24 protein-coding genes are annotated in these 20,738 nt (G+C 69.1%); 6 read left to right on the top strand and 18 right to left on the bottom strand.

Annotated elements, in window-relative coordinates:
* Positions 1–11: 11 nt before the first annotated feature.
* The 8 genes from AOZ06_RS23035 to AOZ06_RS23000 all read right to left on the bottom strand — a co-directional run bounded on the left by AOZ06_RS23035 (position 12) and on the right by AOZ06_RS23000 (position 8,507).
* Positions 12–1,115: a cytochrome P450 family protein gene (locus tag AOZ06_RS23035; RefSeq protein ID WP_054291306.1), complete on the bottom strand. Its 1,104-nt coding sequence runs from the start codon at positions 1,113–1,115 to the stop codon at positions 12–14.
* Positions 1,097–2,485 carry a cytochrome P450 gene (locus AOZ06_RS60145; RefSeq protein ID WP_236952349.1) on the bottom strand — a complete coding sequence of 463 codons (1,389 nt, stop codon included), beginning with the start codon at positions 2,483–2,485 and terminating at the stop codon, positions 1,097–1,099. Before AOZ06_RS60145 ends, AOZ06_RS23035 begins: the two co-directional genes overlap by 19 nt.
* Complete coding sequence (locus tag AOZ06_RS23025; protein WP_054291304.1) at positions 2,482–3,081, bottom strand: GTP-binding protein; 600 nt, start codon at positions 3,079–3,081, stop codon at positions 2,482–2,484. The genes AOZ06_RS60145 and AOZ06_RS23025 overlap by 4 nt, the downstream gene beginning before the upstream one ends.
* On the bottom strand, positions 3,059–3,412 hold the full coding sequence (locus AOZ06_RS23020) for a DUF742 domain-containing protein (protein WP_054291303.1): 354 nt from the start codon (positions 3,410–3,412) through the stop codon (positions 3,059–3,061). Before AOZ06_RS23020 ends, AOZ06_RS23025 begins: the two co-directional genes overlap by 23 nt.
* Positions 3,409–3,822, bottom strand: coding sequence for a roadblock/LC7 domain-containing protein (locus tag AOZ06_RS23015; protein ID WP_054291302.1), 414 nt, complete (start codon positions 3,820–3,822; stop codon positions 3,409–3,411). The genes AOZ06_RS23020 and AOZ06_RS23015 overlap by 4 nt, the downstream gene beginning before the upstream one ends.
* Complete coding sequence (locus AOZ06_RS23010) at positions 3,819–5,099, bottom strand: ATP-binding protein (protein ID WP_054291301.1); 1,281 nt, start codon at positions 5,097–5,099, stop codon at positions 3,819–3,821. The genes AOZ06_RS23015 and AOZ06_RS23010 overlap by 4 nt, the downstream gene beginning before the upstream one ends.
* 307 nt (positions 5,100–5,406) lie before the next feature.
* Positions 5,407–7,365, bottom strand: a complete 1,959-nt coding sequence (locus AOZ06_RS23005; RefSeq protein ID WP_054291300.1) for a hypothetical protein — start codon at positions 7,363–7,365, stop codon at positions 5,407–5,409.
* Entirely contained in the window at positions 7,362–8,507 is a 1,146-nt protein-coding gene (locus AOZ06_RS23000) for a 5'-methylthioadenosine/S-adenosylhomocysteine nucleosidase family protein (protein ID WP_054291299.1), read from the bottom strand. Before AOZ06_RS23000 ends, AOZ06_RS23005 begins: the two co-directional genes overlap by 4 nt.
* A 204-nt stretch (positions 8,508–8,711) precedes the next feature.
* On the opposite strand from AOZ06_RS23000, the gene AOZ06_RS22995 reads away from it, so the two are divergent.
* Positions 8,712–9,350 (top strand): SRPBCC family protein, encoded by a 639-nt coding sequence (locus AOZ06_RS22995; protein ID WP_054291298.1) that lies wholly within the window; start codon positions 8,712–8,714, stop codon positions 9,348–9,350.
* Between the two features lie 38 nt (positions 9,351–9,388).
* Here AOZ06_RS22995 and AOZ06_RS22990 read toward each other — a convergent pair whose 3' ends face one another.
* Complete coding sequence (locus AOZ06_RS22990; RefSeq protein ID WP_218922038.1) at positions 9,389–10,591, bottom strand: WD40 repeat domain-containing protein; 1,203 nt, start codon at positions 10,589–10,591, stop codon at positions 9,389–9,391.
* Positions 10,592–10,857: 266 nt separating this feature from the next.
* Here AOZ06_RS22990 and AOZ06_RS22985 point away from each other — a divergent pair, with 266 nt between their 5' ends.
* Positions 10,858–11,628 carry an enoyl-CoA hydratase/isomerase family protein gene (locus AOZ06_RS22985; RefSeq protein ID WP_054296840.1) on the top strand — a complete coding sequence of 257 codons (771 nt, stop codon included), beginning with the start codon at positions 10,858–10,860 and terminating at the stop codon, positions 11,626–11,628.
* A 114-nt stretch (positions 11,629–11,742) separates the two neighbouring features.
* Here AOZ06_RS22985 and AOZ06_RS22980 read toward each other — a convergent pair whose 3' ends face one another.
* The 6 genes from AOZ06_RS22980 to AOZ06_RS57915 all read right to left on the bottom strand — a co-directional run bounded on the left by AOZ06_RS22980 (position 11,743) and on the right by AOZ06_RS57915 (position 15,471).
* Positions 11,743–12,699 (bottom strand): LLM class F420-dependent oxidoreductase, encoded by a 957-nt coding sequence (locus AOZ06_RS22980; protein WP_054291297.1) that lies wholly within the window; start codon positions 12,697–12,699, stop codon positions 11,743–11,745.
* A 41-nt stretch (positions 12,700–12,740) separates the two neighbouring features.
* A complete protein-coding gene (locus AOZ06_RS22975) occupies positions 12,741–13,430 on the bottom strand; it encodes an aspartate/glutamate racemase family protein (RefSeq protein WP_054291296.1) in 690 nt (229 codons plus the stop codon).
* A 64-nt stretch (positions 13,431–13,494) separates the two neighbouring features.
* Positions 13,495–14,076, bottom strand: coding sequence for a hypothetical protein (locus AOZ06_RS22970; RefSeq protein ID WP_054291295.1), 582 nt, complete (start codon positions 14,074–14,076; stop codon positions 13,495–13,497).
* Between the two features lie 60 nt (positions 14,077–14,136).
* Positions 14,137–14,949, bottom strand: a complete 813-nt coding sequence (locus AOZ06_RS22965) for a cytochrome P450 (RefSeq protein ID WP_054291294.1) — start codon at positions 14,947–14,949, stop codon at positions 14,137–14,139.
* Positions 14,950–14,960: 11 nt separating this feature from the next.
* Positions 14,961–15,230, bottom strand: a complete 270-nt coding sequence (locus AOZ06_RS22960; RefSeq protein WP_054291293.1) for a hypothetical protein — start codon at positions 15,228–15,230, stop codon at positions 14,961–14,963.
* A complete protein-coding gene (locus AOZ06_RS57915; protein WP_054291292.1) occupies positions 15,193–15,471 on the bottom strand; it encodes a hypothetical protein in 279 nt (92 codons plus the stop codon). The genes AOZ06_RS22960 and AOZ06_RS57915 overlap by 38 nt, the downstream gene beginning before the upstream one ends.
* A gap of 130 nt (positions 15,472–15,601) precedes the next feature.
* Here AOZ06_RS57915 and AOZ06_RS22950 point away from each other — a divergent pair, with 130 nt between their 5' ends.
* Positions 15,602–16,741 carry an STAS domain-containing protein gene (locus AOZ06_RS22950; RefSeq protein ID WP_054291291.1) on the top strand — a complete coding sequence of 380 codons (1,140 nt, stop codon included), beginning with the start codon at positions 15,602–15,604 and terminating at the stop codon, positions 16,739–16,741.
* Positions 16,742–16,809: 68 nt separating this feature from the next.
* Here AOZ06_RS22950 and AOZ06_RS22945 read toward each other — a convergent pair whose 3' ends face one another.
* Positions 16,810–17,256, bottom strand: a complete 447-nt coding sequence (locus AOZ06_RS22945) for a hypothetical protein (protein ID WP_054291290.1) — start codon at positions 17,254–17,256, stop codon at positions 16,810–16,812.
* A 38-nt stretch (positions 17,257–17,294) separates the two neighbouring features.
* Positions 17,295–18,455 carry an RNA ligase RtcB family protein gene (locus tag AOZ06_RS22940; protein WP_054291289.1) on the bottom strand — a complete coding sequence of 387 codons (1,161 nt, stop codon included), beginning with the start codon at positions 18,453–18,455 and terminating at the stop codon, positions 17,295–17,297.
* 275 nt (positions 18,456–18,730) lie between these two features.
* Here AOZ06_RS22940 and AOZ06_RS22935 point away from each other — a divergent pair, with 275 nt between their 5' ends.
* Positions 18,731–19,270, top strand: a complete 540-nt coding sequence (locus tag AOZ06_RS22935; RefSeq protein ID WP_236952347.1) for a hemerythrin domain-containing protein — start codon at positions 18,731–18,733, stop codon at positions 19,268–19,270.
* Positions 19,271–19,353: 83 nt separating this feature from the next.
* A complete protein-coding gene (locus AOZ06_RS22930; RefSeq protein ID WP_054291288.1) occupies positions 19,354–19,929 on the top strand; it encodes a UdgX family uracil-DNA binding protein in 576 nt (191 codons plus the stop codon).
* 20 nt (positions 19,930–19,949) lie between these two features.
* Here the strand turns inward: AOZ06_RS22930 and AOZ06_RS22925 are convergent, their stop codons facing one another.
* Entirely contained in the window at positions 19,950–20,471 is a 522-nt protein-coding gene (locus AOZ06_RS22925) for a hypothetical protein (protein ID WP_218922037.1), read from the bottom strand.
* Between the two features lie 52 nt (positions 20,472–20,523).
* Between AOZ06_RS22925 and AOZ06_RS22920 the strand changes: the two genes are divergently transcribed.
* The gene (locus tag AOZ06_RS22920; RefSeq protein ID WP_417999969.1) at positions 20,524–20,730 is read left to right on the top strand and encodes a hypervirulence associated TUDOR domain-containing protein; all 207 of its coding nucleotides are present in this window, start codon (positions 20,524–20,526) and stop codon (positions 20,728–20,730) included.
* Positions 20,731–20,738: the final 8 nt, after the last annotated feature.

Raw genomic sequence — 20,738 nt, 5'->3', positions numbered from 1 at the left:
CGGCGCCTGGCTCAGTGCAGCTTCACCGGCAGCGTCTGGTGCCCGTTGGAGATGAACGACTCGGTCGCCCGCAGCTCAGCCGGGTCCACCGCCAGGCGGATGTCCGGGAACCGCGTGAACAACGCGGTCAGGGCCACCTCCGCCTCCAGCCGGGCGAGCGGCGCGCCGAGGCAGTAGTGCACCCCGTGACCGAACGCCAGGTGCGCCTTCTCCTCCCGGGTCACGTCGTACGTGTCGGCTGTGTCGCCGTACACGGACTTGTCCCGGCCCGCGGCGGCGTAGGACGCGAGGATGGCGTCGCCCTTGCGGATCACGACATCACCCAAGTCGATGTCCGCCACCGCGTACCGCAGCGGGAGGTTGGCAACCGGGGCCTGCCAGCGCAGGGTCTCCTCGATCACCTCGCTCCACGGGACCTGGCCGGACTTCGCCAGTTCCAGCTGCTCCGGGTGGGTCAGCAGCGCGGTGATCGCGTGGTCCAGCAGGTTCACCGTGGTCTCGTGCCCCGCCGAGATGACCAGGATCAGGGTGTCGACGAGTTCGTTCTCCGCCAGGCTCGACCCGTCGTCCTCCCGGACCGCGATCAGCCCGCTGGTGAGGTCGTCACCCGGCTCGGCCCGTTTCAGCGCGACGAGCTCGTGCATGATCCGGTACAGCTCGTGCTGGTTGGCGATGGCTTGTTCGGCGGTCAGGGTGGTGTCGAAGACACCGTCGACCACCTGGCGCAGACCGGCCCGCGCGTCGGCCGGAACACCGAACAACCGGCAGATCACCTCGATCGGGACCGGGTAGGCGAATCCCTCACGAAGGTCCACCGGTTGCGGGCGGGACGCCAGGTCATCCAGTAATTCCGCGGTGATCTGCTCGATCTGCGGGCGCATCGCCGCGGTGCGCCGCGGCGTGAAAGCCTTGGACACCAGCGAACGAAGCCTGCGGTGGTCACCGCCGTACGCGGTGAACATGTTCTGCACAGCGACCCAGATCAGCAGCGGCCACTGTTCGTCGATCTCGCCGTTGACGAACCGGGGCCAGTGCTGGCGGGGGTCCTTGGACACCCGCTGGTCACTGAGCAGCTTGCGCAGGGCGTCCTGGCTGGTTACCGACCACGCCACCACCGAGCCAGGGAGCTCAACCAGCGTCGCTTGCCCGAGCTGGGCGAGCTTGGCTCCCTCGGCGTGGATGTCGTGTCCGGATGGGTCGATTGTGACTGGCTCCGCGGAACGTTCCATCGGCTTCCTCCAGGTGACTCGTCGAGCGGGACGGGCACGGCAACCGGGGTGAAACGAACGGGGAGCGCGGTCAGCGCACGGTGGAAAGGCCCAGGTCGCCAGGTGAGCTGGTCGACCGGGACGGACAAACGCATGTCGGGCAGGGTGTCCAGCAGCTTCTCGATGGCCACCGACGCGATCAGGCGGGCGTGCTGCTGGGCGGGACAGGTGTGTACTCCGGCGCTCCAGGCGAGGTGTGCCCGGTTGCCGGACCGTTGGCCGGTGGTGAGCGCCGGATCTGTGTTGGCGGCGGCGAAACTCAACACCAGCGGTGTGTCGGCGGGTAGCCGCACACCGGCGAAGTCCATGTCCTGGACGGGATAGGTGGCCGAGTAGTTGGCCATCGGCGGGTCGGTCCACAGCACCTCGTCGAGCGCTTCCTCGACGGGCATGCTGCCACCGGACAGGTCACCGGCGAACCGCTCGTCGGCCAGCAGCAACCGGACGCCGTTGGCGATCAGGTTCTTCTCCGGCTCGGTACCGGCACCCATCAGCAGGACGAGCTGGTGGATCAGCTCCTCGTCGGTCAGGTTGGCCGGGTGGGCCATCATCCACGACGGCATGTCCTGGCCGGGGCTGGCCCGCTTGAGCGTGATCAGCTCGATCATGCTCTGCGTCAGCTGCTCGTTGGCCTTCTCCGGCTCGATCATGTCGAAGATGCCGATCATGCCGGCGACCAGCCGCTCCCCCAGTTCGGGCGGGCAGCCGTACAGGTACTGGAACATCTGCAGCGGGACCATCAGCGCGTACTCGGCGAGCAGGTCGACCTGCCCTTCCTTGCCGAAGCTGCGGATCAGCCGTTCGGCGGTGCGCTCGACGTTCTCGCGCAACGCGTTCTGGTCCACCCTGGCCAGGCTGTCGGTCACCACGCTGCGGTAGCGCGCGTGCACCGGGCCGTCGGTGAACAGGCAGTTCGGCCGGTACATCATCATCGGCAGCACCGGGCAGTCGGCGGGCATGGTGGCCTGCCAGCGGCGCGGGTCGCGCGGGAACGTGCTGGGGTTGCGCAGCACGTCCAGCGCCGCGTCGTAGCTGACGATCAGGTTCGCGGGCACGCCGGGAGCGAGCTCGACCGGCGCGATCGGGCCGTGCGACCGCAGTGCCCGGTAGGTCGCGGCCGGGTCGGCGGCGAACTCCTGGCCGTACAACGGTATCCGGCCCTCGTGGGCGGGGCAGCCCGTGGGCGGGGCCTGGTCGGCGGAAGGCTGGGTAGTCACGCGTTCTCCTGTACGGGGCGGGTGAGCAGGTACTCGACCAGTGCGATGACCGCGCGGGTGGACGAATCCGCGTCTCTGGCGTCGCAAGTGACCAACGGTGTCTCCGGGAGCAGGTCGAGCGCGTCGCGCAGCTCGGTGTCCGGGAAACTCGGGGCGTTGTCGAAGTCGTTGACGGCCACCGCGTACGGCATGCCGAACTCCTCCAACAGTCCCATCACCTCGAACGACTGCTCCAGTCTTCGCGTGTCGGCCAGTACGAGTGCGCCCAGTGCGCCGACAGCGAGGTCCTTCCACAGCTGGGTGAACCGTTGCTGGCCGGGCGCGCCGAACAGGTACAGCACCAGCTGATCGTTCAGGGTCAGCCTGCCGAAGTCCAGAGCGACCGTTGTCGTGCTTTTGCCGTTGACACCGTCGAGGTCGTCGACGAGGGCGCCTGCCTGCGTCATCGTCTCCTCGGTGCGCAGCGGGCGGATTTCCGAGAGGGTGCCGACGAACGTGGTCTTGCCGACCGCGAAGTGCCCGACGATGAGCAGTTTCACGGCGGTCTGCACGGTTCGCGGCAGGTAGATGTCCTCAGAGACGGGCGCGGAGGCCATCGAGCACGTCCTTCAACAGCTGCAGATCGGGTCGGGTGGTTCGGGGAAGCGCGGCGTGCGTGGTGATGTGGCCGGTGTCGAGCAGGTCCGACAACAGCACCTTGGTGACGCTGATCGGCAGCGACAGGTGCGCGGCGATCTCCGCGACCGACAGCGGACCGCCCCGGCACAGCTCCATCAGCCTGCGTTTCTCCGGCGTGAGGCCGGAGAACGCCTCGCGGGTGGCCACCACGACGGTGACCACGTCGAAGGTGTTGCGGGACGGATGGGCCCGGCCGCCGGTCACCACGTGCGGCCGGACGAGGGCCCGCTCCCGGCGGTGCGGCGTCATGCCGGGCTGCCGGCGTCCTGCCGCGGCGGGCTGGTGAGTTCCTTGCCCAACCTCTGGACCAGCTCCTGCAGCCGGAAGGACACCGCCTCCATGTCGACTCGTTCACTGGCGGACACCGCGAGGTACGCGCCGGTGCCCGCGGCGACGAGGAAGACGTACCCGCCGGGGAACTCGCTGATCGTCTGCTGCCACCCGGCGGCGGTCTCGCCGCAGAACTCGGCGGTGCCGCGGGCCAGTGCCTGCAGGCCGGACATGGCCGCGGCGTGCCGTTCGGCGTCGTCGCGGCTGATGCTGGTCGAGTGGGCCATCAGCAGACCGTCGGCGGACAGCAGGATCGCGTGTTTCGTCTCGGGCATCTGCATGGCGTTGTCGAGCATCCAGCCCAACTTGTTGTGCGCCGGATCGGTCATGCGTGTGGGTTCCCTTCAGGAACGGTGGGGGACGCGGTCCGGCCGGAGCGGGTACCGCGCTGCCACGCGCCGAGCCCGGCCGCGATCTGCTCCGACGGACGGGTGGCAGCGGGCGAGCCGGGCGGTGCCGACGGCGCGGCCTGGTCGGCGGCCGGTTCGCGGCGCTTGCGCTTGGGCAGCCCGCCTGGGGTGCGCTTCGGCTCGGCGGCGTCCGGCGCCGCGGGGTGGGGAGCCGGTGCGGGTGCTGGGGCGGGTGAGGGAGCGGGGACGGCCGCGGCGGGAACCGGCTTGTCGACGCGGGTGAGCAGTTCCGTCGGCAGGAACACGACCGCGCGCACGCCACCGTACGGCGACCGCGTGTCCACCGAGACCCGGAACCCGTACCGCGCGGCGAGAACGCCGATGACCGCGAACCCGACCTGGGGCGGGTCGCCGAGGCGGTTGATGTCACTGGCGCCGTCGCCGGCGAGCAGTCTCGCGGCACGGCCGAGCTCCTCGGCGGTCATCCCGACACCGGCGTCGTCGATCATGATGGCGATGCCGTTGTGCGCCTGCTGGAAGTTGACCTCGACGGCGGTGTTCGGCTGCGAGTGGCGTGCGCCGTTGTCCAGCAGTTCGGCGACGGCGAGCACGACGGGCTCGACAGCACGGCTGACGACCGCGATGTCGGCCTCGATCGGGATGTTGACGCGCAGGTAGTCCCGGATGCGCGAGGTCGCGCCCCTGGCCACGTCGGTCAGCGACGACGCGGACCGCTGCTGCCCCGGCCACGACCCGCACAGCACGGCGGTGGCCTGGGCGCGGCGGCCGAGCTGGGAGTTCATGTGGTCGATGCGCATCAGGCCCTGCAGGACGTCGGCGTCGTCGTGCCGGTCCTGCATGGCGGAGATGGCGACCTGCTGCTCGTTGGCGAGGCTCTGGACAGCGCGCATCATCGACTTGAGCGTGGCCTTGGCGGACTGCTCGCCCCGGACGGTCGCCTGCTGGACGGACTCGGTGAACAGGTCGAGCACGCGGCCGTGCGCCGCGGCGAACTGCGGGTTCACCGGCCCGGGTACCTCGACCGGGCGGTTGCTCAGCGACTCGGCGAGGGCGGGGATCCGCGAGTTGACGAGGTGTGCTTCCTCGGTGGCCCACGAATGGGTGATGGTTTGGGCGCCTGCGGCCTGTTCACGCAGATCCGCGGTGATCCGGCGTTGGCGCACCAGCAAGATCACGGCGACGAGCACAGCGGCCAGTGCGAACCAGAACGCCACCGCGAGTGTCTGTTGATCCATCAAATCCTCTGGTGCGGACGAACGGTTTCCGACAACCGTGCGGTTGCCGGTTCGATCGCAGATCTCTATCACGGCAACGGCGGTTACTCCAAGCCGCCGCCCCCGTTTCCCTCCAATGGAGCAGCACCGGGGATTGCCGGTATAACATACGTCCTCAATGGACAATTCCGGCGGGCACCCGGGAAGGCGGTTCCCGCAGTTCCCAGGCCTGTGGGCGGCAAATGCGAAACGCCCGTACGGAAAGTTGTGACCCCGAATACAACTGTTCCCGGGGTTTCAGCCGCCTGAACACCGATACCGCCGCCGCTCACCTCGCGGCTCCGGTTCTGCCGAGGGTGTCCCGGTCGATCCAGGTCTTCCCCTCGGCGGCGATGCCTTCGAGGATGTGGAGGGTATGGGCGAAACCTGCCGAATCGAGGCTGGTTTCCGACAGCGCGGCAGGGCTTTCCCCGTCCGCCGCGCTCACACCGGGCTCGACGACCGGGATGTTCCTCGACGGCCCGTTGAACAGCGTCAGCTCCAGCGCGCACCCGGTCGCGGCCGACTCGACGACCTGGACCGACGAAACCGCGTCGAAACGGTAGTTGTTGCGCTCCTGGCCCTTGAGGTCCACGCGTTCGAAGTCGAGTCGCGTGCTGACCTCGCGGACACCGTCCTGCGTGATCAGGAACAGCCGGATGTCGTACTTGGAGTACCGCCACGGCCCGTTCTTCACCCGCGCGCGTTGGTAGGGCTTCGACGGCGCCTGCAGGAACGCGTGGGTGATGACCTCCCGCCACACCAGCCCGTAGTGCCTCAGTGCGGCGTCCAGCAGCATGGTCTTGTCACAGCGCAGCCAGGTCTCCATCTCGTGCTCGGACGGCCGCGTGCTGTCGAGCCTGGCTTTCCACCGCTCGTACGCCGCCTGCCGCTCGTCGAGCCGTCCGGCCTGGTCCTGGCTGTCCTCAGCGAACCGGCGCTCCTCGCTGACGATGCCGTACCAGCGCTGTGCGGCCCAACGGCCACCGGTGAGCATCGCCGTCAACGCGGCCAGCACCGGCAGTGGCTGCGCGGGAACCGTCAGGACGGCGACGAGCACCGTCGCGACCACCACGACGACGAGCGCGATCGAGCACACCAGCTTCGTCACGGGGTCGGTGCGATAACGTTCCCGGTGCCGCAGCAAGGTTCCCTTGGTCCACTGTGACCGGACATCGGCGGCGAGGTAGCCGATCAACCAGTTGACGCGGTCGACCTTGATCCGTTCTTCCCGGTAGACCTCCACGATCTCGTCACGCAACGTGGTCCGGACACCGAGGGTACGGGCCAGCCACTGCTCACGATCCACGTCCTGCGGCAGGTACCTGCCGAAGTAGTGCGTGAACGAGTGGGTCACGGCGTTCGCGAAGCCCGGCTCCGGCGGCCGTCGCACGTTCTCGTCGACGGCGAAGTCGTTCTCCTTGGCCCGCCGCCGTGCTGACCGGTAGCGCCATTCCAGTCCGTGGCGGGCGGCGAAGTACCCGGCCGGGGCAATGAGCGCACAGGCCAGCATCGATTCCAGCACGCCCTCAGTCAGGACCAGCCAGCAGAGGTGGCCATAGGCGAGTACCGCGAGCACCGACCACGCCTTGGCCCGTGTCGTGTCACCAGGCACAGTGGACACTTCAAGCGGGGCACGGACACGTGGCGGGACCGGGTCGGGGTGGAAGTACGCCCACACGCGCTCGCGCCGGTCGTTGCCCAGTTGCCGCTGTTCGGCCTTCTGGCGGCTGCCGGCCCACACCGTGTCCTTCATCCCGCCGGTGAGCACGAGATCCAGATGGCGGACGATCTTCTCGCGTTGCGCCACCGGCAGACCGTGCAGCCGCTCGAGCGCGGACTTGCACTCGCGATCGTTGCGCCGCAGGCTGTTCACCAGCTCGCAGACGGCCTCCAGCGACTGCTTCCAGACGTCGTCGGCATAGCTGTGCAAGCGTTGGCAAACCCATTCGAGTTGAGCCCGCTCAGCCGCGGTGAGGTCCCGCAGGGACCGTTTGCCGAGCATCGCGAGCATCCAGTGGAAACGCACCTCGCCGTTGTCGTGCCCCCGCGCGATGGCGTCGTCGATCAGTTCCTTCGCGCGCTTCGGTACGCCGTCTTCGAGCAGACGCACGCCCACTTCGTACTTCTGTCGCGGTGAGGAGTCGGCGAACACTTGGTACACGGTCGAGTTGTGCACGTATTCGGCCTGGATGCCGACGGCGGCACCTTCTTCGGCGACGTTGGCGTTGTCCGCGTGCTCGATCATGACAGACCCTGCACAGCGGCGATCACGGCCACGACCTTCGCCGACAGGTCGGCCACCTCCACGACAAGATCGCGCAACCGCTTGAGCGCCAGAACGACCTTGCTCCGCCCGGCAGCGGTGTTGTCCCGCAGGGCTTTGCTCGCGACATCCAGTTCGGTGGCCGCCGCGTCGTAGGTGGCGCTGTCGAGGCGTCCGGCGGAACGACTGAGCGCCAGCAGTTCGCGGAACGCCGAGATCTGCTCACCGATGCTCGATGGGCCGGTCGTGGGTGGCACGGCGTTCATCACCACGCTGCTGCCGGACACGTCGGCGGCCTGGATCCCCACGTTGCCCCACGCGAAGTTCACGTTGCCACCGCGGTGCCGAGCCTGCTCAGCCTCATGCATGGAAGTGCGCTCCTCCTGTTGTCCCACCAGTTCCACAGCCAGCCGTGCGGCGAACGCGGCCGCGTTGGCAGCGGCTGCCGGCTGCCGGGTGATGTCCCCGTCGGTGGCCTTGCTGCCGTCCGCCTGGTCGCTGATGCCGCGGATGATCGCGACCGGCGCTCCGCTCAGGTGACCTGCCTGCGCCACCCCCGCGGCCTCCATCTCGATCGCGAGCGCGTCGTTGTAGTGCTCACGGATCCACCCCGCCTCGCGGGAGATGCGCGAGTTCTGGACGATCTCACCGGCCGCGATCGCCCCGAAGTGGACACCCGGTGGACTCGCCCGCGCCGGTTCGGTGTCCGCCCAGTCGCGTGACCGGCCCACATGCGCGGCGAGCTGCGCCATCTCGTGCGCCATCTCCCAGGTACGGGGACGCGCTTTCAGTCCGTCGTCCTCGCTGGTCCCGCCGTGGTAGGCGTAGACGTGGGTGGCCACGACCACGTCACCGAGGGGCGTGCCCCACAGCGCCCCGGCGACACCGACGAACATCACCGCCGTCGGCGAGAACTGCTGGATGGCCCGCTCCGCCAGGACGGCCGCGGAATGGTTTCCTTTGCCAGTCAAACCAATCACCACTCGGCACGTGGTCGTGCCGAGTGTGCCGACCTCGAATCGCGTGCCCCTTTCGTGCAGGCACACCCGCGGGTCGACGAGCCTCCGCCGGACGGCGTCGTACTCGAGGTTCAGGGCGGTGAGCATCACCACCGGGTCCTTCATGCTTGTTCCCCTCGCTTGTGCCGGACGATCGACACGTCTCTAGGCGAACATAGCTTATCGTCATACTGACACGAAGCCTCCTTTCGAGTGGACCGCCGAGTGCGTGGCGGAGCGATCTACGCAATTTCCACCGACGCGACAGCACACGGCCGCAGGACAGGGTTGAGCCATCACCAACCGGCACAGATCCACCAGGAGGCACAGATGAAGGCGTCCCGCACCATCCACCGAGCTGCCCTGCTCACCATTCCGGTCGCCGCGGTCCTCGGGGCCACGCCGGCGCAGGCCGCGACCAGCGACGCGAACGCGGCGGTGGCATCGTCGTCGTCGTTGACGTGCCAGGGGCGGGGCGTCGATCCGTCCGCCAAGGTCCGGTACCGCACCGAGACGTTCATCAACGCGCCGTCGCGGACCGTCTGGCGGGTGCAGACCGACATCAACCGCTGGCCGGACTGGCAGAAACCCGTCACGAGCGCCCAGCGCCTCGACCACGGTCCGCTGCGCAAGCGCTCGCAGTTCCGCTGGACCACGCCCGTGCCCGCCACGCCCGTCACCCCGCCGACCACCCTGGTGATCACGTCGACGGTCGAGCAGCTCCAGCAGGGCAAGTGCATCCGCTGGACCGGGCCCGCGATCGGCGAGGGCCTGCGGATCGACCGCGGTGTGCACGTCTGGAACTTCGTCAGGGTCCGCGGCGGCGTCATCGTCCGCACGGAGGAGACCCACACCGGCGAGCAGGTCGAGTCCAACGCCCCGCTGGCCAGCGAGTTCCTCGCCCAGGGGCTGCGGGCGTGGCTGGCGGACCTGAAGACCACCGCCGAGGCCCAGTGCGACTGGCGCTGAACGGCGCCACGAGGGCAAGGTGCCGGCTGTGCGACCGCCTATTCGCCGAGGGTGTTGATCGCGACCTTGAGCCGCAGCCAGGTGGGGTCCGTGTCCGCCGCGGCGGACGCTGTGTCCAGGTCGCCTGGCTGCCAGGTCCGGGTCCCGTCGGTGAGGATCAGGTGTTCGTCCAGGTTGCCGCCGTCGGGAATGTCGGAAGCGTCCGCGAGGAACTCCGCGACCGTCGACCCGGCGGCGGGTTCCGCCGCCGGGAAACCCGCGACGAGCACGAGTTCGCCCGCGCCGCCTGCGACGATCAACTCCCCTGTCGCCGTGGCGCTCAACGCGGTGATCCCGGCTCCCGCCAGCAGGTCGTGCCCGACCGCCTCCTGCGTGCCGACGTCGAGTTCGATCAGCGTCCCGGCGGGCGTCCCGATCCAGAGCACGCCGGGCCGCGTCCCGAAAGCGATGTTGTGCGCCGACCAGGCCTCGTGTTGTTCCCACCACTCGTCCGAGACTTCGTCGCTGGGATACGGCTCACCGAGAACCGTGCCGAGCACACGCCGCAACGTGGGGAACTCGAACACCTCCAGGGTGTGCTCGTACGCGCTGCCACGAATGGCGAAGTACCGACCGTCCGAGCTGAACACCGGTGTCCGGTAGCCGTCGGCGTCGAGGATCAGCGCACGGTTCAGCACGCGCATCACCTGAGATGGCCGGGCGAACAACATGTGTGTCGCGCCCTGGTCACTCGACAACGTGGCCACCAGTCCACCGGCCGGATGCACGGCGACCCCGGTGTCCCAATGCCGTCCCGCGTGCACGGCACCGGAGGCGACGTCGATGGCGTGCGACGAGTACTCCCACGAGTTGATCTCGTCGCCCGGCGCGGCCCACAAGGTGCTGCCGTCCGGGCTGAACGCCAGATTGTGGTAGGACGCCCCCGGGGGCAGACCGTCCAGTTCGGACAGTCCGGACGGTGTCCACAGCAGCACGCCGTCCTCGTTCTTCACCACGAGCCACGGCTGATCCGGGTGCCATGCCACCACTGGTATCCGCTGGAACTTGGCCCAGCCGTGCTCGTCCCCGTAGACATCCGACTCGGCGCCGGCACGCCAGACCTCACGCAGGCGCTGACCGCCGACGTCCCAGACGCGGACCGCCGGGCGTTCCGAATCCAGGGCGGCGATCAACGGCAGCCGAGGATGGCACATCAGTCGGCCGACGGGCGAGCCGCCACCAATCCGTGCCACAATTTCCACACCGCCACACTACAAGTGCGCCACCGGCTCGACAGTGGGAAAGCCTGCGGCGGTGATCGAACAAGCGCGATTCGTGTGGGCAGTCCACCGCGGGTCTCCGGAGCAGATCTCAGGTCACCGGACAACACCGGCGACCTGGACATTCCTCGCCGGATGACAAACCTGGAACGCATTCGCGGCGGTGATCACATCGTTGGCCGGCGACGACCCACGCGTGGATATATTGCGGGCGCTGACGCCGACGACGGGAGCCAGACGTGCAGTTGATCCGCCTTGACCGGCAGCCGGGCGACTTGGCCGTGCTCACGATCGACGCGCCGCCGCTGAACCTGTACACCACGCAGGTGCAGGACGAACTCGGTGAGGCGATCGGGCTGCTGGAGGCCGAGCCGCCGCGGGCGGCGCTGCTGCGGGCCGAGGGCAAGGTGGTCAGCGGCGGGGTCGATGTGTCCCTGTTCGACGCGCAGGCCGACGTCGCGCAGGCCAAGGCCCTGTTCGACCGGATGCTCGACATCCCCGACCGGATCGCCGCGTTGCCGTTCCCCACGGTCTTCGCCGCACACGCGCTGTGCTTGACGTGGGCGTTCGAGGTCGCGCTGGCCTGCGACCTGCTGGTGGCGTCCGAGCGGGCCAAGTTCGGCCTGGTCGAGAACGTGATCGGCCTGACCCCGGCGATGGGTGGCACGCAGCGGCTCGCCGCCCGTGCGGGAGTGGCGCGGGCGAAGGAGTTCGTGTTCACCGGGGACCGCTACGCCGCCGGCCGGTTGCACGAGTGGGGCGTGGTCAACCAGGTGCTGCCGCACGAGGGCTTCGACGAGGCCGCACGCGCGTACGCCACTCGTCTGGCCAGTGGCCCGACCAGGGCGCACGCGGCGACCAAGCAGGTGCTCGCACACTACGAGCACGGCGGTGTCGCTGAGGCCGACCAGCACGTCACCGGGGTCGCGGCCGCCCTGTTCGACACCGATGACCTGCGTGCCGGTGTCCGTTCGTTCCTGGTCGACGGGCCTGGCAGGGCGGCCTTCACCGGCCGGTGACCGCCCGGTCCCCGGCCACGAGAAGCCTCACGCTGGTGGTCCGCGACCTGCCCCTCGCGACCGGCGAGCGCCGCGTACCTCACGGTGAGCGGGATCGTCCCGCCCAGCAGGGTCTCAGCCCTGGACTTCGGGGAGCACCTTGGTACGCCAGAAGTCGAAGAACTCGTCCTGGTCCGGTCCGATCTGCTGGATGTAGACCTCGTCGAAGCCCGCGTCGACGTACTCCCGTACAGCGGCCAGGTACGGCTCGGGATCGGGGCCGCACGGCAGCGCGCCTGCCACCATTTCCTTCGTCACGAGCTGCGACGCCTGCTCGAAGTGCCGCGGGGTGGCCAGGACCTGGGCCAGTTCACCGGGCAGCTGCTCGTTGGGCCAGAGCCGGTGCGCGGTCTCCACGGCCTTCTCCTTGGACGACCCGTAGCAGACCTTCAGCCCGGACTGGGTGGGTTTGCCCTCGCCACCCGCCGCACGGAACTTCTTCACCAGGTCGCCGTCCGGCATGACGCTCATGTACCCGTCGCCGATCCCACCGGCCAGCCGCACCGCCTTGGGACCGAAAGCCGAGACGTAGATCGGCACGGGCTCGTCGGGGACCGTGTAGATCCGGGCGTTCTCGACGGTGTAGTACTTGCCGTGGTGCGTCACCTCGCCACCGCCGTGCAGCTTGCGGATCACCTCGACCGCTTCTTCCAGCATCGCCAGCCGCACCCCCGCGGAGGGCCACCGGTCGCCGAGGATGTGCTCGTTGAGCGCTTCGCCGCTGCCCACGCCGAGCACGAACCGGCCTTCCAGCTGCACCGCCGCGGTCGCCGCCGCCTGCGCGATCACCGCGGGGTGGATGCGGACGGTCGGGCACGTGACCGCGGTGGTCACCGGCAGCGTGGTCACCTGCGACAAGGCGCCGATCACCGACCACACGAACGGGCTCTGCCCCTGTTCGCCGTTCCACGGGTGGAAGTGGTCGGAGATCCACAGCCGTTCGAACCCGGCCGCCTCGGCCAGTTTCGCGTGGCGCACCAGCTCGTGCGGCCCGAATTCCTCACAGGACAGGAAATACCCGAAGCTCACCATGCAACGCGGTTACCCACCTTCGCCCGCGTGACACGACACGATCAGGTTTTCAGTGCCTCGTCGACGGCGGCGCGGGCCAGCAAGTCGGTCGAATCCAGCGTCGGCAGGGGCGCCACGTCCGCCGTCAGCAGCAGCGGGTGTTCGGTGCACACCAGCGCCACGGCGTCGCAGCCCTCGGAACGCAACGATTCGACGACGGCCGCGAACCGCTCCCGCGCCTCCTGCGTGAACACACCCCGCACCAGCTCGCCGAACGTGATCCGCTGGATGTCGTCCTGGTCGGCCGGGGACGGCGACCTGCTGTCGATGCCGTGCGCGGCGAGCGCCTCGGGGTACATCGGCGCGGTCATCGTCCACCGCGTCCCGAGGATGCCGACGCACCGGAAACCGCGAGCGGCGGCCTCCGCGGCCACCACGTCGGCGATGTGCAGGCCCGGCAACGCCAGCGACGGGCCCGGCAGGTCGAGCGCGAGGTGTGCGGTGTTGTCCGGGCAGACGTAGAAGTCACATCCCGCGCGGGCGAGCCGCTCGACGCTTTCGGCGAGGATCTCCCGTATCGCGGCGCGGTCGCCGGATTCCCACGCGGGCATGCTGCGTCCCATCGGGATGCAGTCCAGGGTCACGTCCGGGTGCTGGTGCTCGCCCAGCCGTTGTTCACCGTGCCGGGCGATCGCCTGGTAGCAGTGCGCCGAACCCGGAATCGAGTGGCCGAGGATTCCTATGTGTCGCATACGACCCACCGTAGAGCCTGTATCGAATGAGGTGTGCGAAGAGGACGAACGCGGCCGGCACAGCTCAGGCGTGCTGGGCCTGGAGGCGATTACCGAGAATCCCGGCGAAACCGGATTGCAGCGCTTGGCGGTGCCGGCGCATTCCGAATCGCGAATAACGGAACTCCACCCCGTCGACCATGCGAACGGTGACCACTACCCGGCGCCAGTGGTGGGTCGCGCGGGCGCCCACGACAGCGTGCGCGGGCAACACCATCAGCAGCCCCTGGGGCGTACGCGCGGGCGTGGCGAACAGACGCCGCCTGCCCTTGCGCGTGAGCAGGCCGAAGACCACGAGGATGGAGCCGAAGAACTCCACTACGGCGGCGACCAGGCCGTAGATCAGCAGGCCGGCCAGCAGCAACGCGCCGGGCAGCGCGAAGGGGAAGGCGACCTCCTTCGGCGCGTCGAACGCGAAGACCGGGATGGCCCCGATCCACGCGAGGACCAGGCTGAGCCCGAAGCTCCACCAGAACCAGACCCTCAGCTCGTCCCACGCGACCGGGCAACGCCGGACCTCCCAGCCCTGCGGCGTGAACGTGACGCTGACACGGCCGTGCGGCCTCGATCGCACTGCGGAAACCACAGTCCCCCACGGATTGGTCATGCGCGAACTTTATCCGGCAGTCGCCTGGCTTGATCCGGAATCCGGCAAATCGGCTCTCGATCATTGCTTCCTGCACCGGCGGGTGGTGTCGAGCTCCCGCTCGGCCCGGTCGGCAGTCCGCGGGACCGGCCGTCCCCATCCCGGCGGATTTCCCCTTGCGTCAGGGAACACCGGGGTGACGACGTGGCCGGGCACGGGGGTGAACTCGAAACGCTTGACCAGCACGGCAAGCATCAACTTGATCTCGGCCGTGGCCGGCGCCGCGCCTTCGCAGCTGCGCGGCCCGGACCCGAACGGGATGAACGCGAACCTGGGCCGTCCCGCGGCCGCCGCCGCGGTGAACCGGTCGGGGTCGAACCGCAGCGGATCGGGCCAGTGCGCGGGGTTCAGGTGGATCGCCCAGATCGGGTACATCAGCGTGGTTCCGGCCGCGACGCGGTACTCGCCCAGCACCAGGTCCTCGGCCGGTTCCCTTGCCGCGTACGGGCCTGGCGGACAGCGCCGCATCGCCTCTTTCACAACGCGGTCAAGGCAATCAAGCGATCGCAGGTCGGTGTATGCCGGCGCGGCACGCTCACCGAGCACGCTGTCGAGTTCGGCACGCAGGCGCCCGGCGATCTCCGGATGCCCGGCCGGCAGGTGCGACGCCCACGACACCGCGACACCTGATGTGTGGTACCCGGCCATCACGACGACCAGCACGGTGTCCCGGATCCGCGCGAGATCCCATCCCGAATCGGCCAGCATGCCCACCAAACCGGTGCCGGGCTGCTCGGCGGTCAGCACCCGGGTGACCGTCTCGCGGACGTGGGCCAGCTTCTCGGCCGCTCCGGTTTCCCCCGATGTGGACGGCAAACCGTACTGCCGGGCCACGCATTCGGCGATCAGGCCGCGCTGGTCCGGCGGGACGACCCCAGGTCGCCGTCCAGCGCGGACCGGCAGATCAGCCGCAACGACAGTTCACCGAGATCCTCCTGCAGCGCCACCTCCCCCACCGTGGCCACCCACCGGTCGGCCAGCTCGACCGTCAGCGCGGTGAACGCCTCGAAATGCTCCTCGTGCGACCGATGATTGCCCAGTGCCGACAACAACAACCGCCGCCACGGCACGTGTTCGTCAGCCGGGATGGTCTGCAGGTTGCCCGCTTCGAACAACGGGGAGGAACTCGAACAGTTCCCGCGGGCGTTGGTTGATCCGCGACGTCGCAGTCAGCAGTTGCGGGTCGGCGACCGACACCACCCTGGTGTTCGGCAGCTCGAATCGCGCCACCGGTCCGTACTTCTCGTGCAGACCCAGCTGGAACGCGTGCAGTCCGCCCGCCGCCGCGATGCCGGCCAGGTTGCCGTCCGGGCCTGTGGTTTCCGGTCCGGGGATCTCATGCCATGCGGAGCTCACCTCCCCGATGTTCGGCCAGTTCCGCCGTCCTCGGCAACCAGCTGGGCCGATTCCGTTCAGCGGACGCCCCACCGTGCCCGTACGGTGGACAGGCAGGCCGTTGCCCGCGCCAACGGGCGGAGACACGCACATGGCGCCCACGAACCGTCCGATTCCCGACGTGTACCTGTCCGATCCCCACATGTGGGTCACCGCGCGGACCCACCAGGCGGAGTCGACGACAATCGTGCACGTACGCGGCCAGATCGACGCCAGCACCAGCCGCGTGCTCGACCACCACCTGCACACCCGGGTCCCGCCGGATTCCCGGTTCGTCGTGGTGGACCTCACCGAGGTCGACCTGCTCGGCGCGTCCGGCATCCGGCTGCTGCTCGGTCACGCCGACCGCCTGGCCACCAGCGGCAGGCATCTGCTGACCGTCGCCGACGCGGAGATCCGCCGCCTCCTCGATGCCACCGACACCGCCACGATCCTCCGCGCCCACCCCACTCTGTGCGCGGCGCTCGCCAGCCGCCCGCGGTCGACGGTGGCCGCAGCGGGTGGCGCGGAAACCATCCGTGCGGCGCTGGAACTGCTCCTCGAACACCACGGCGTCACCGACGAGGACCTCGCGTCGGCTCTGCTGCGGGACGTGGCGTACCGGCTTGGCACGACCGTCGAGTTCCTGGCCGGCGCACTGCTCAGCGCACCTGAATCCCACCGGACGGTCCGCCATTTCACGTTGCCGCCCCCGCAGTTGACCTTCGGCACCCGGGCAAACGCTCACCGTGGCGTGATCCTCGACCAGTTCCTCGGCACCGTGCTCGGCTACACCGCTGCCGAGGCGGCTGACATCGCCGCGCCCGGTACCGCTGCGGGAGCGCTCCGACTCGACCACCACAAGGGCATGTCTGCCGGTCTCGTGACGCATCTGCGGCACGAGGGCCATTGGCTCACCACCGCGGCGCTGCGACGAATCGGCCCGGTGACGGTCTCCGTGACCGGGAAGCACCCGGTATTCAACGAATCCACCACCCGGCATCTGCTCCGCGACGCCGGTATCGAGAGCGTGACGTGCGTGCCACTGCGCACGCGCACCGGGCGCTGCAAAGGCGTCATGTCCACGTATCACACCACGCCGGCACGGCGACCGAACGCGATGCAGCAGGCGAAACTCGATCACGCCGCCGGTGAGGTGACCGCGTGGCTCGAGTGGCACCAGCGGTTCATCGTGCACGCCCTGATCGATCAGGTCTGTCGCGTGACCGACCAGGGATTCGCACGCGATTAGATCGCGTCCGCATCAGCGTCGCCTGCTCGTCGCCGGCGCGCGCTCCTCAGGGGGTTGCGGTGGGCTGGTCAGTCTTGCGCCGGTTCCTGGGCGGTGGCCTCGTGTCCCGGTTCGCCTGCTGTGCGCCGGTCGCGTTTCAAGTCGGCCTCGTGCACGTGCCGGGCTCCTCGCGTGAGTTCACGTGCCTGCCGTTCCAGGTCACGGAACGGCTCGTAGTACGTCTCCTCGTAGTCCTCCACCACCTGGAAGGTCCACCGGCCGGGCAGGACGTTGCGCCCCAGCAGCTCCCGCGACAGCCGCTGGGCCAGCGCCGTGTGCCCGGCTTCCGCCAGCTGGGTGATCGCCCGTTCGAGTTTGATGTCGGCTGAGCCGGTCAGCTGGTGGAAGGCGTAGAGATGCCCGCGTGCCACCTCGACGGTTTCCAGTGCTTCGGTCAACGCCCCCACAGCCGCGACCGTCCGGTCGTCGAGACCGTCCCGCCACGGACCGCGGTTCAACCGCGGATCATCAGCCATACCTGATCATTACCCAGGTGGGGCCGGGGCAAACGGGCTCACGGCCGGCGTCGTTTGCGGCCGCTCTGCTGTGGTGAGTACCCGGGATCGGCTGTCTTGTAGGTGATCACGGGAACCGTGGTGGCTATCGGCGTGGCCAGCTCGTGCTCGACGAGGTCACCGATCACCTGCTCGATGCGCTTGTAAACCGTGGGCGCCTCTTCGAACAGCAACTGACGGTCACCGCAGACCACGAGCGACCCCACGGGCGTCGTGCGCAACTGCTCGACCGTGTGCTTCGCCCGGCCCCTGCGGAGTGCGTCCGCACGAGACATCTTCCGGCCGGCACCGTGGGCGACGGAGTAGTTGGCGTCCGCGCCCGCGTGTGCCGCCACGAGATACGAGTGAGTGCCGCGCGTACCCGCGATGAGCACGTCACAGCCGTCGCCCGGCGCCGCACCCTTGCGGTGCAGGTAGGCGCCGTCCCGGATCTCCACCGAGTTGTGGCACATGTCCACGACCGGCTCCGTGACCTTCGCGCCCAGTGCGAGCGCGATCCGGGCCGCGAGCAGACGGCGGTTGAGGCAACCCCAGCGCACGGCGTCGTCGTGCACCGCCAGGTACGCCTCGGGATCCGGTGCCGGGCCCGCGCCGTGCACCTCGGTGTGAGCGCGCAGGATCCGCTCACCCAGGCCCCGCGAGCCACTGTGGACGATCAGGACCAGGTCACCGGAGGCGAGGCCGAGGCGTTCGGCGTGCTCGGGGTGGAAGACCGTGTCGATGCGGGCGAGTTCGGCGAAGTGGTTGCCGCGGCCGAGTGTCCCGAGGCCGTCGCGGTGCCCGCCGGGGATCTCGCTGTCCACGAAGTCCCATGCCGGGTCGTCGGCGCCGGGTGCGTGGTCCAGGTCCGGGAACTTGCCCGCGAGCCTCGCGGGCACAGCGCGTTTGAGCTTGATCGGGAACACCGCGATACCGCACCCGATGTCGGACCCGACCAGCAGCGGGTACAGCACGCTCGAGGTCATGGCCGCGCCGATCGGCGCGCCCTTGCCCGGGTGCAGGTCCGGCATGGCGGCGACGTGCGTCATGCCGTCGAGGGCGGCGACCTGGTCGCACTGTGCCAAGGCGTCGGACTCGATCCAGCTGGACGGAGACGCGAACACGGTGACGGTTGCCGGGGATTGCTCGACGGCGGACTGCGAGGACTGGTGGACAGACAAGACGCTCTCTTCATTCACTGGTGTGGCAGGACGGCATGACGACGCGGCGCGGCGCCGTGGGGTCGGGATGACGAAGGTGCTGTCCGTCAGAACGTCATGGGCACCACTGTCTCCCAGTGCCCCGCGCTCAGCAAGCGATTTACGGCCCCCGGGCACCAGGCGCCTTACCCCGAATCCGGGCCCGTACACCACCCTTTTCGGAACACCTCGCGGCCGAGTATTCCGGGGTTTCGCGGGTACGCCTCCATCCCCACCCCGAACTGACGGAGGTAACCGTGGATGTCGTCGACCTGATCATGGACGACCACCGCGAAGTCGAGCGGCTGTTCGACGAACTGAAGAACCAGCCGCACAAACGGCCGTTGCTGACGCCCGTGCTGTGCTCGCTGCTGGTGGCGCACAGCCGCGCGGAGGAAGCGGAGGTGTACCCGGTCGCCAAGAGCGACGCGGACGAGACCGACGAGGTCGAGCACAGCCAGCAGGAGCACGCCGAAGCCGAGCAACTGCTTGTCGAGCTCGCCAAGACCGACACCGAGTCCGCCGAGTACGAGAAGGTGCTCGGCAAAGTCATCGATTCGGTGACCCACCACGTCAAGGAAGAGGAGTCGAAACTCCTCCCCGGCATGCGCAGCCGCCTCGACGCCCCGCGCCGCGCGCAGCTGGGCGAGGCGTTCGTCACCAGCAGGGCCAAGCACCTCGGAGACATGCCCGGCCACGCCACCAGGGAGGAACTGCTCCAGCAGGCCCGCAACGCGGGCATCAGCGGCGCGTCCAGCATGAACAGGGACCAGCTCGCCAAAGCACTTCAGTCGTGACCTGTGCGGTCGTCAGCGGCGGCGGCCACTGACGACCGCGCCCCGCGACGGTAGACAGCCCGCAGACCGGGTAATCCCACGACATGAGCCTGGCCCAGCTGCGAGACGCCGCGTGCGCGTGCCACAACTGTGACCTGTACAAGGACGCCACTCAGACGGTGTTCGGGACCGGTCCGGCGCACGCGCGGGTGATGATGGTCGGCGAACAGCCGGGCGACCAGGAGGACCGCGCCGGTGAGCCGTTCGTCGGGCCGGCGGGCAAGCTGCTCGACCGGGCGATGGCAGAGGCCGGTATCGACCGGTCCACTGTGTACCTCACCAACGCGGTGAAGCACTTCAAGTTCACCGAACGGGGCAAGCGCCGCATCCACAAGACACCCGGCCGGACCGAGGTGGTGGCGTGCCACCCGTGGCTGCTCGGGGAACTGGCCGAGGTCGAACCCGAACTGGTGGTGTGTCTCGGGGCCGTCGCGGCCAAGGCACTGCTGGGCCCGTCCTTCCGCGTGACACAGCACCGTGGCGAACTGCTCGACCTGCCCGACGCCACCGCGAGGATCACAGCGACCGTGCATCCCTCGGCGGTGCTCCGCGCCGAGAACCGCGACGAGGCCTACCGCGAGTTCGTCGACGACCTGGTCACTGCCTGGAGCACGCTGTGATCGACACTTCTGTCACGCGTCTACCGACCGTCGACCGGGGCCGTCGATCCGCCGAAAGCGTCGGCCGCGGCGAGCACCCGCAGTTGTTCCAGTCGCTCGACCTGGTCGTTCGCCCGCAGGATCAGCTTGTCCAAGCGCGAATTGTCCAGGCGCGCATCGTGTTCCGCGCGTATCCGCAACGTGCGCCAGCACGCCGCCTTGCCTTCCACACCCAGGCGCATCATCTCCAGCTCCACCACCCGGCTCAGCGGCGAGCGGGCCAGCAGCCTGCCGTTCGGCTTCAACGAGCCGGCTTTGGCGGCCACCCAGCCCAGCCAGGTCTTGTAGGACTGGACGGACACGTCGAGCGCTCGCATCATCTCCAGCAACGCCGACCGGTCCTCCTCGATCTCCCGGGCCAGCGCACGCAGCGCCGGGCCGTGCGGCTCGCCCCGCTCCGCACCAGCCAGCCGACGGGAGAGCTCGACCCCCGCGGCCGCACCCGCCAAGTGGTCGTTGAGGTAGATGCCCAGCAGGTTGTCGTGGTCGGCAGCACTCGTCATGGCTGCAGGCATACCCGGAACTTCCCCCAGGTTAACGTCACGAAAGGAGACCCTGATGACTTTCCGGAAGGGCGACAAGGTCGAGTGGGACAGCCACGGCGGCACCGCGGTCGGCGTCGTCGTGCGCAAGATCACCGAGGACACGCACGCCGGTGGCCGGACGGTACGCGCGTCCGAGGACGACCCGCAGTACCTGGTCCGCAGTGAGAAAAGCGGCGGCGAGGCGGTGCACAAGCCGGAGGCACTCCGGCCGGCGTGAGTTTGCCG

It is taken from the genome of Kibdelosporangium phytohabitans, assembly GCF_001302585.1.
Lineage (GTDB): Bacteria > Actinomycetota > Actinomycetes > Mycobacteriales > Pseudonocardiaceae > Kibdelosporangium > Kibdelosporangium phytohabitans.
The sequence above is the reverse complement of the archived record's forward strand: the minus strand, read 5'-3'. Positions and strand labels throughout refer to the sequence as shown.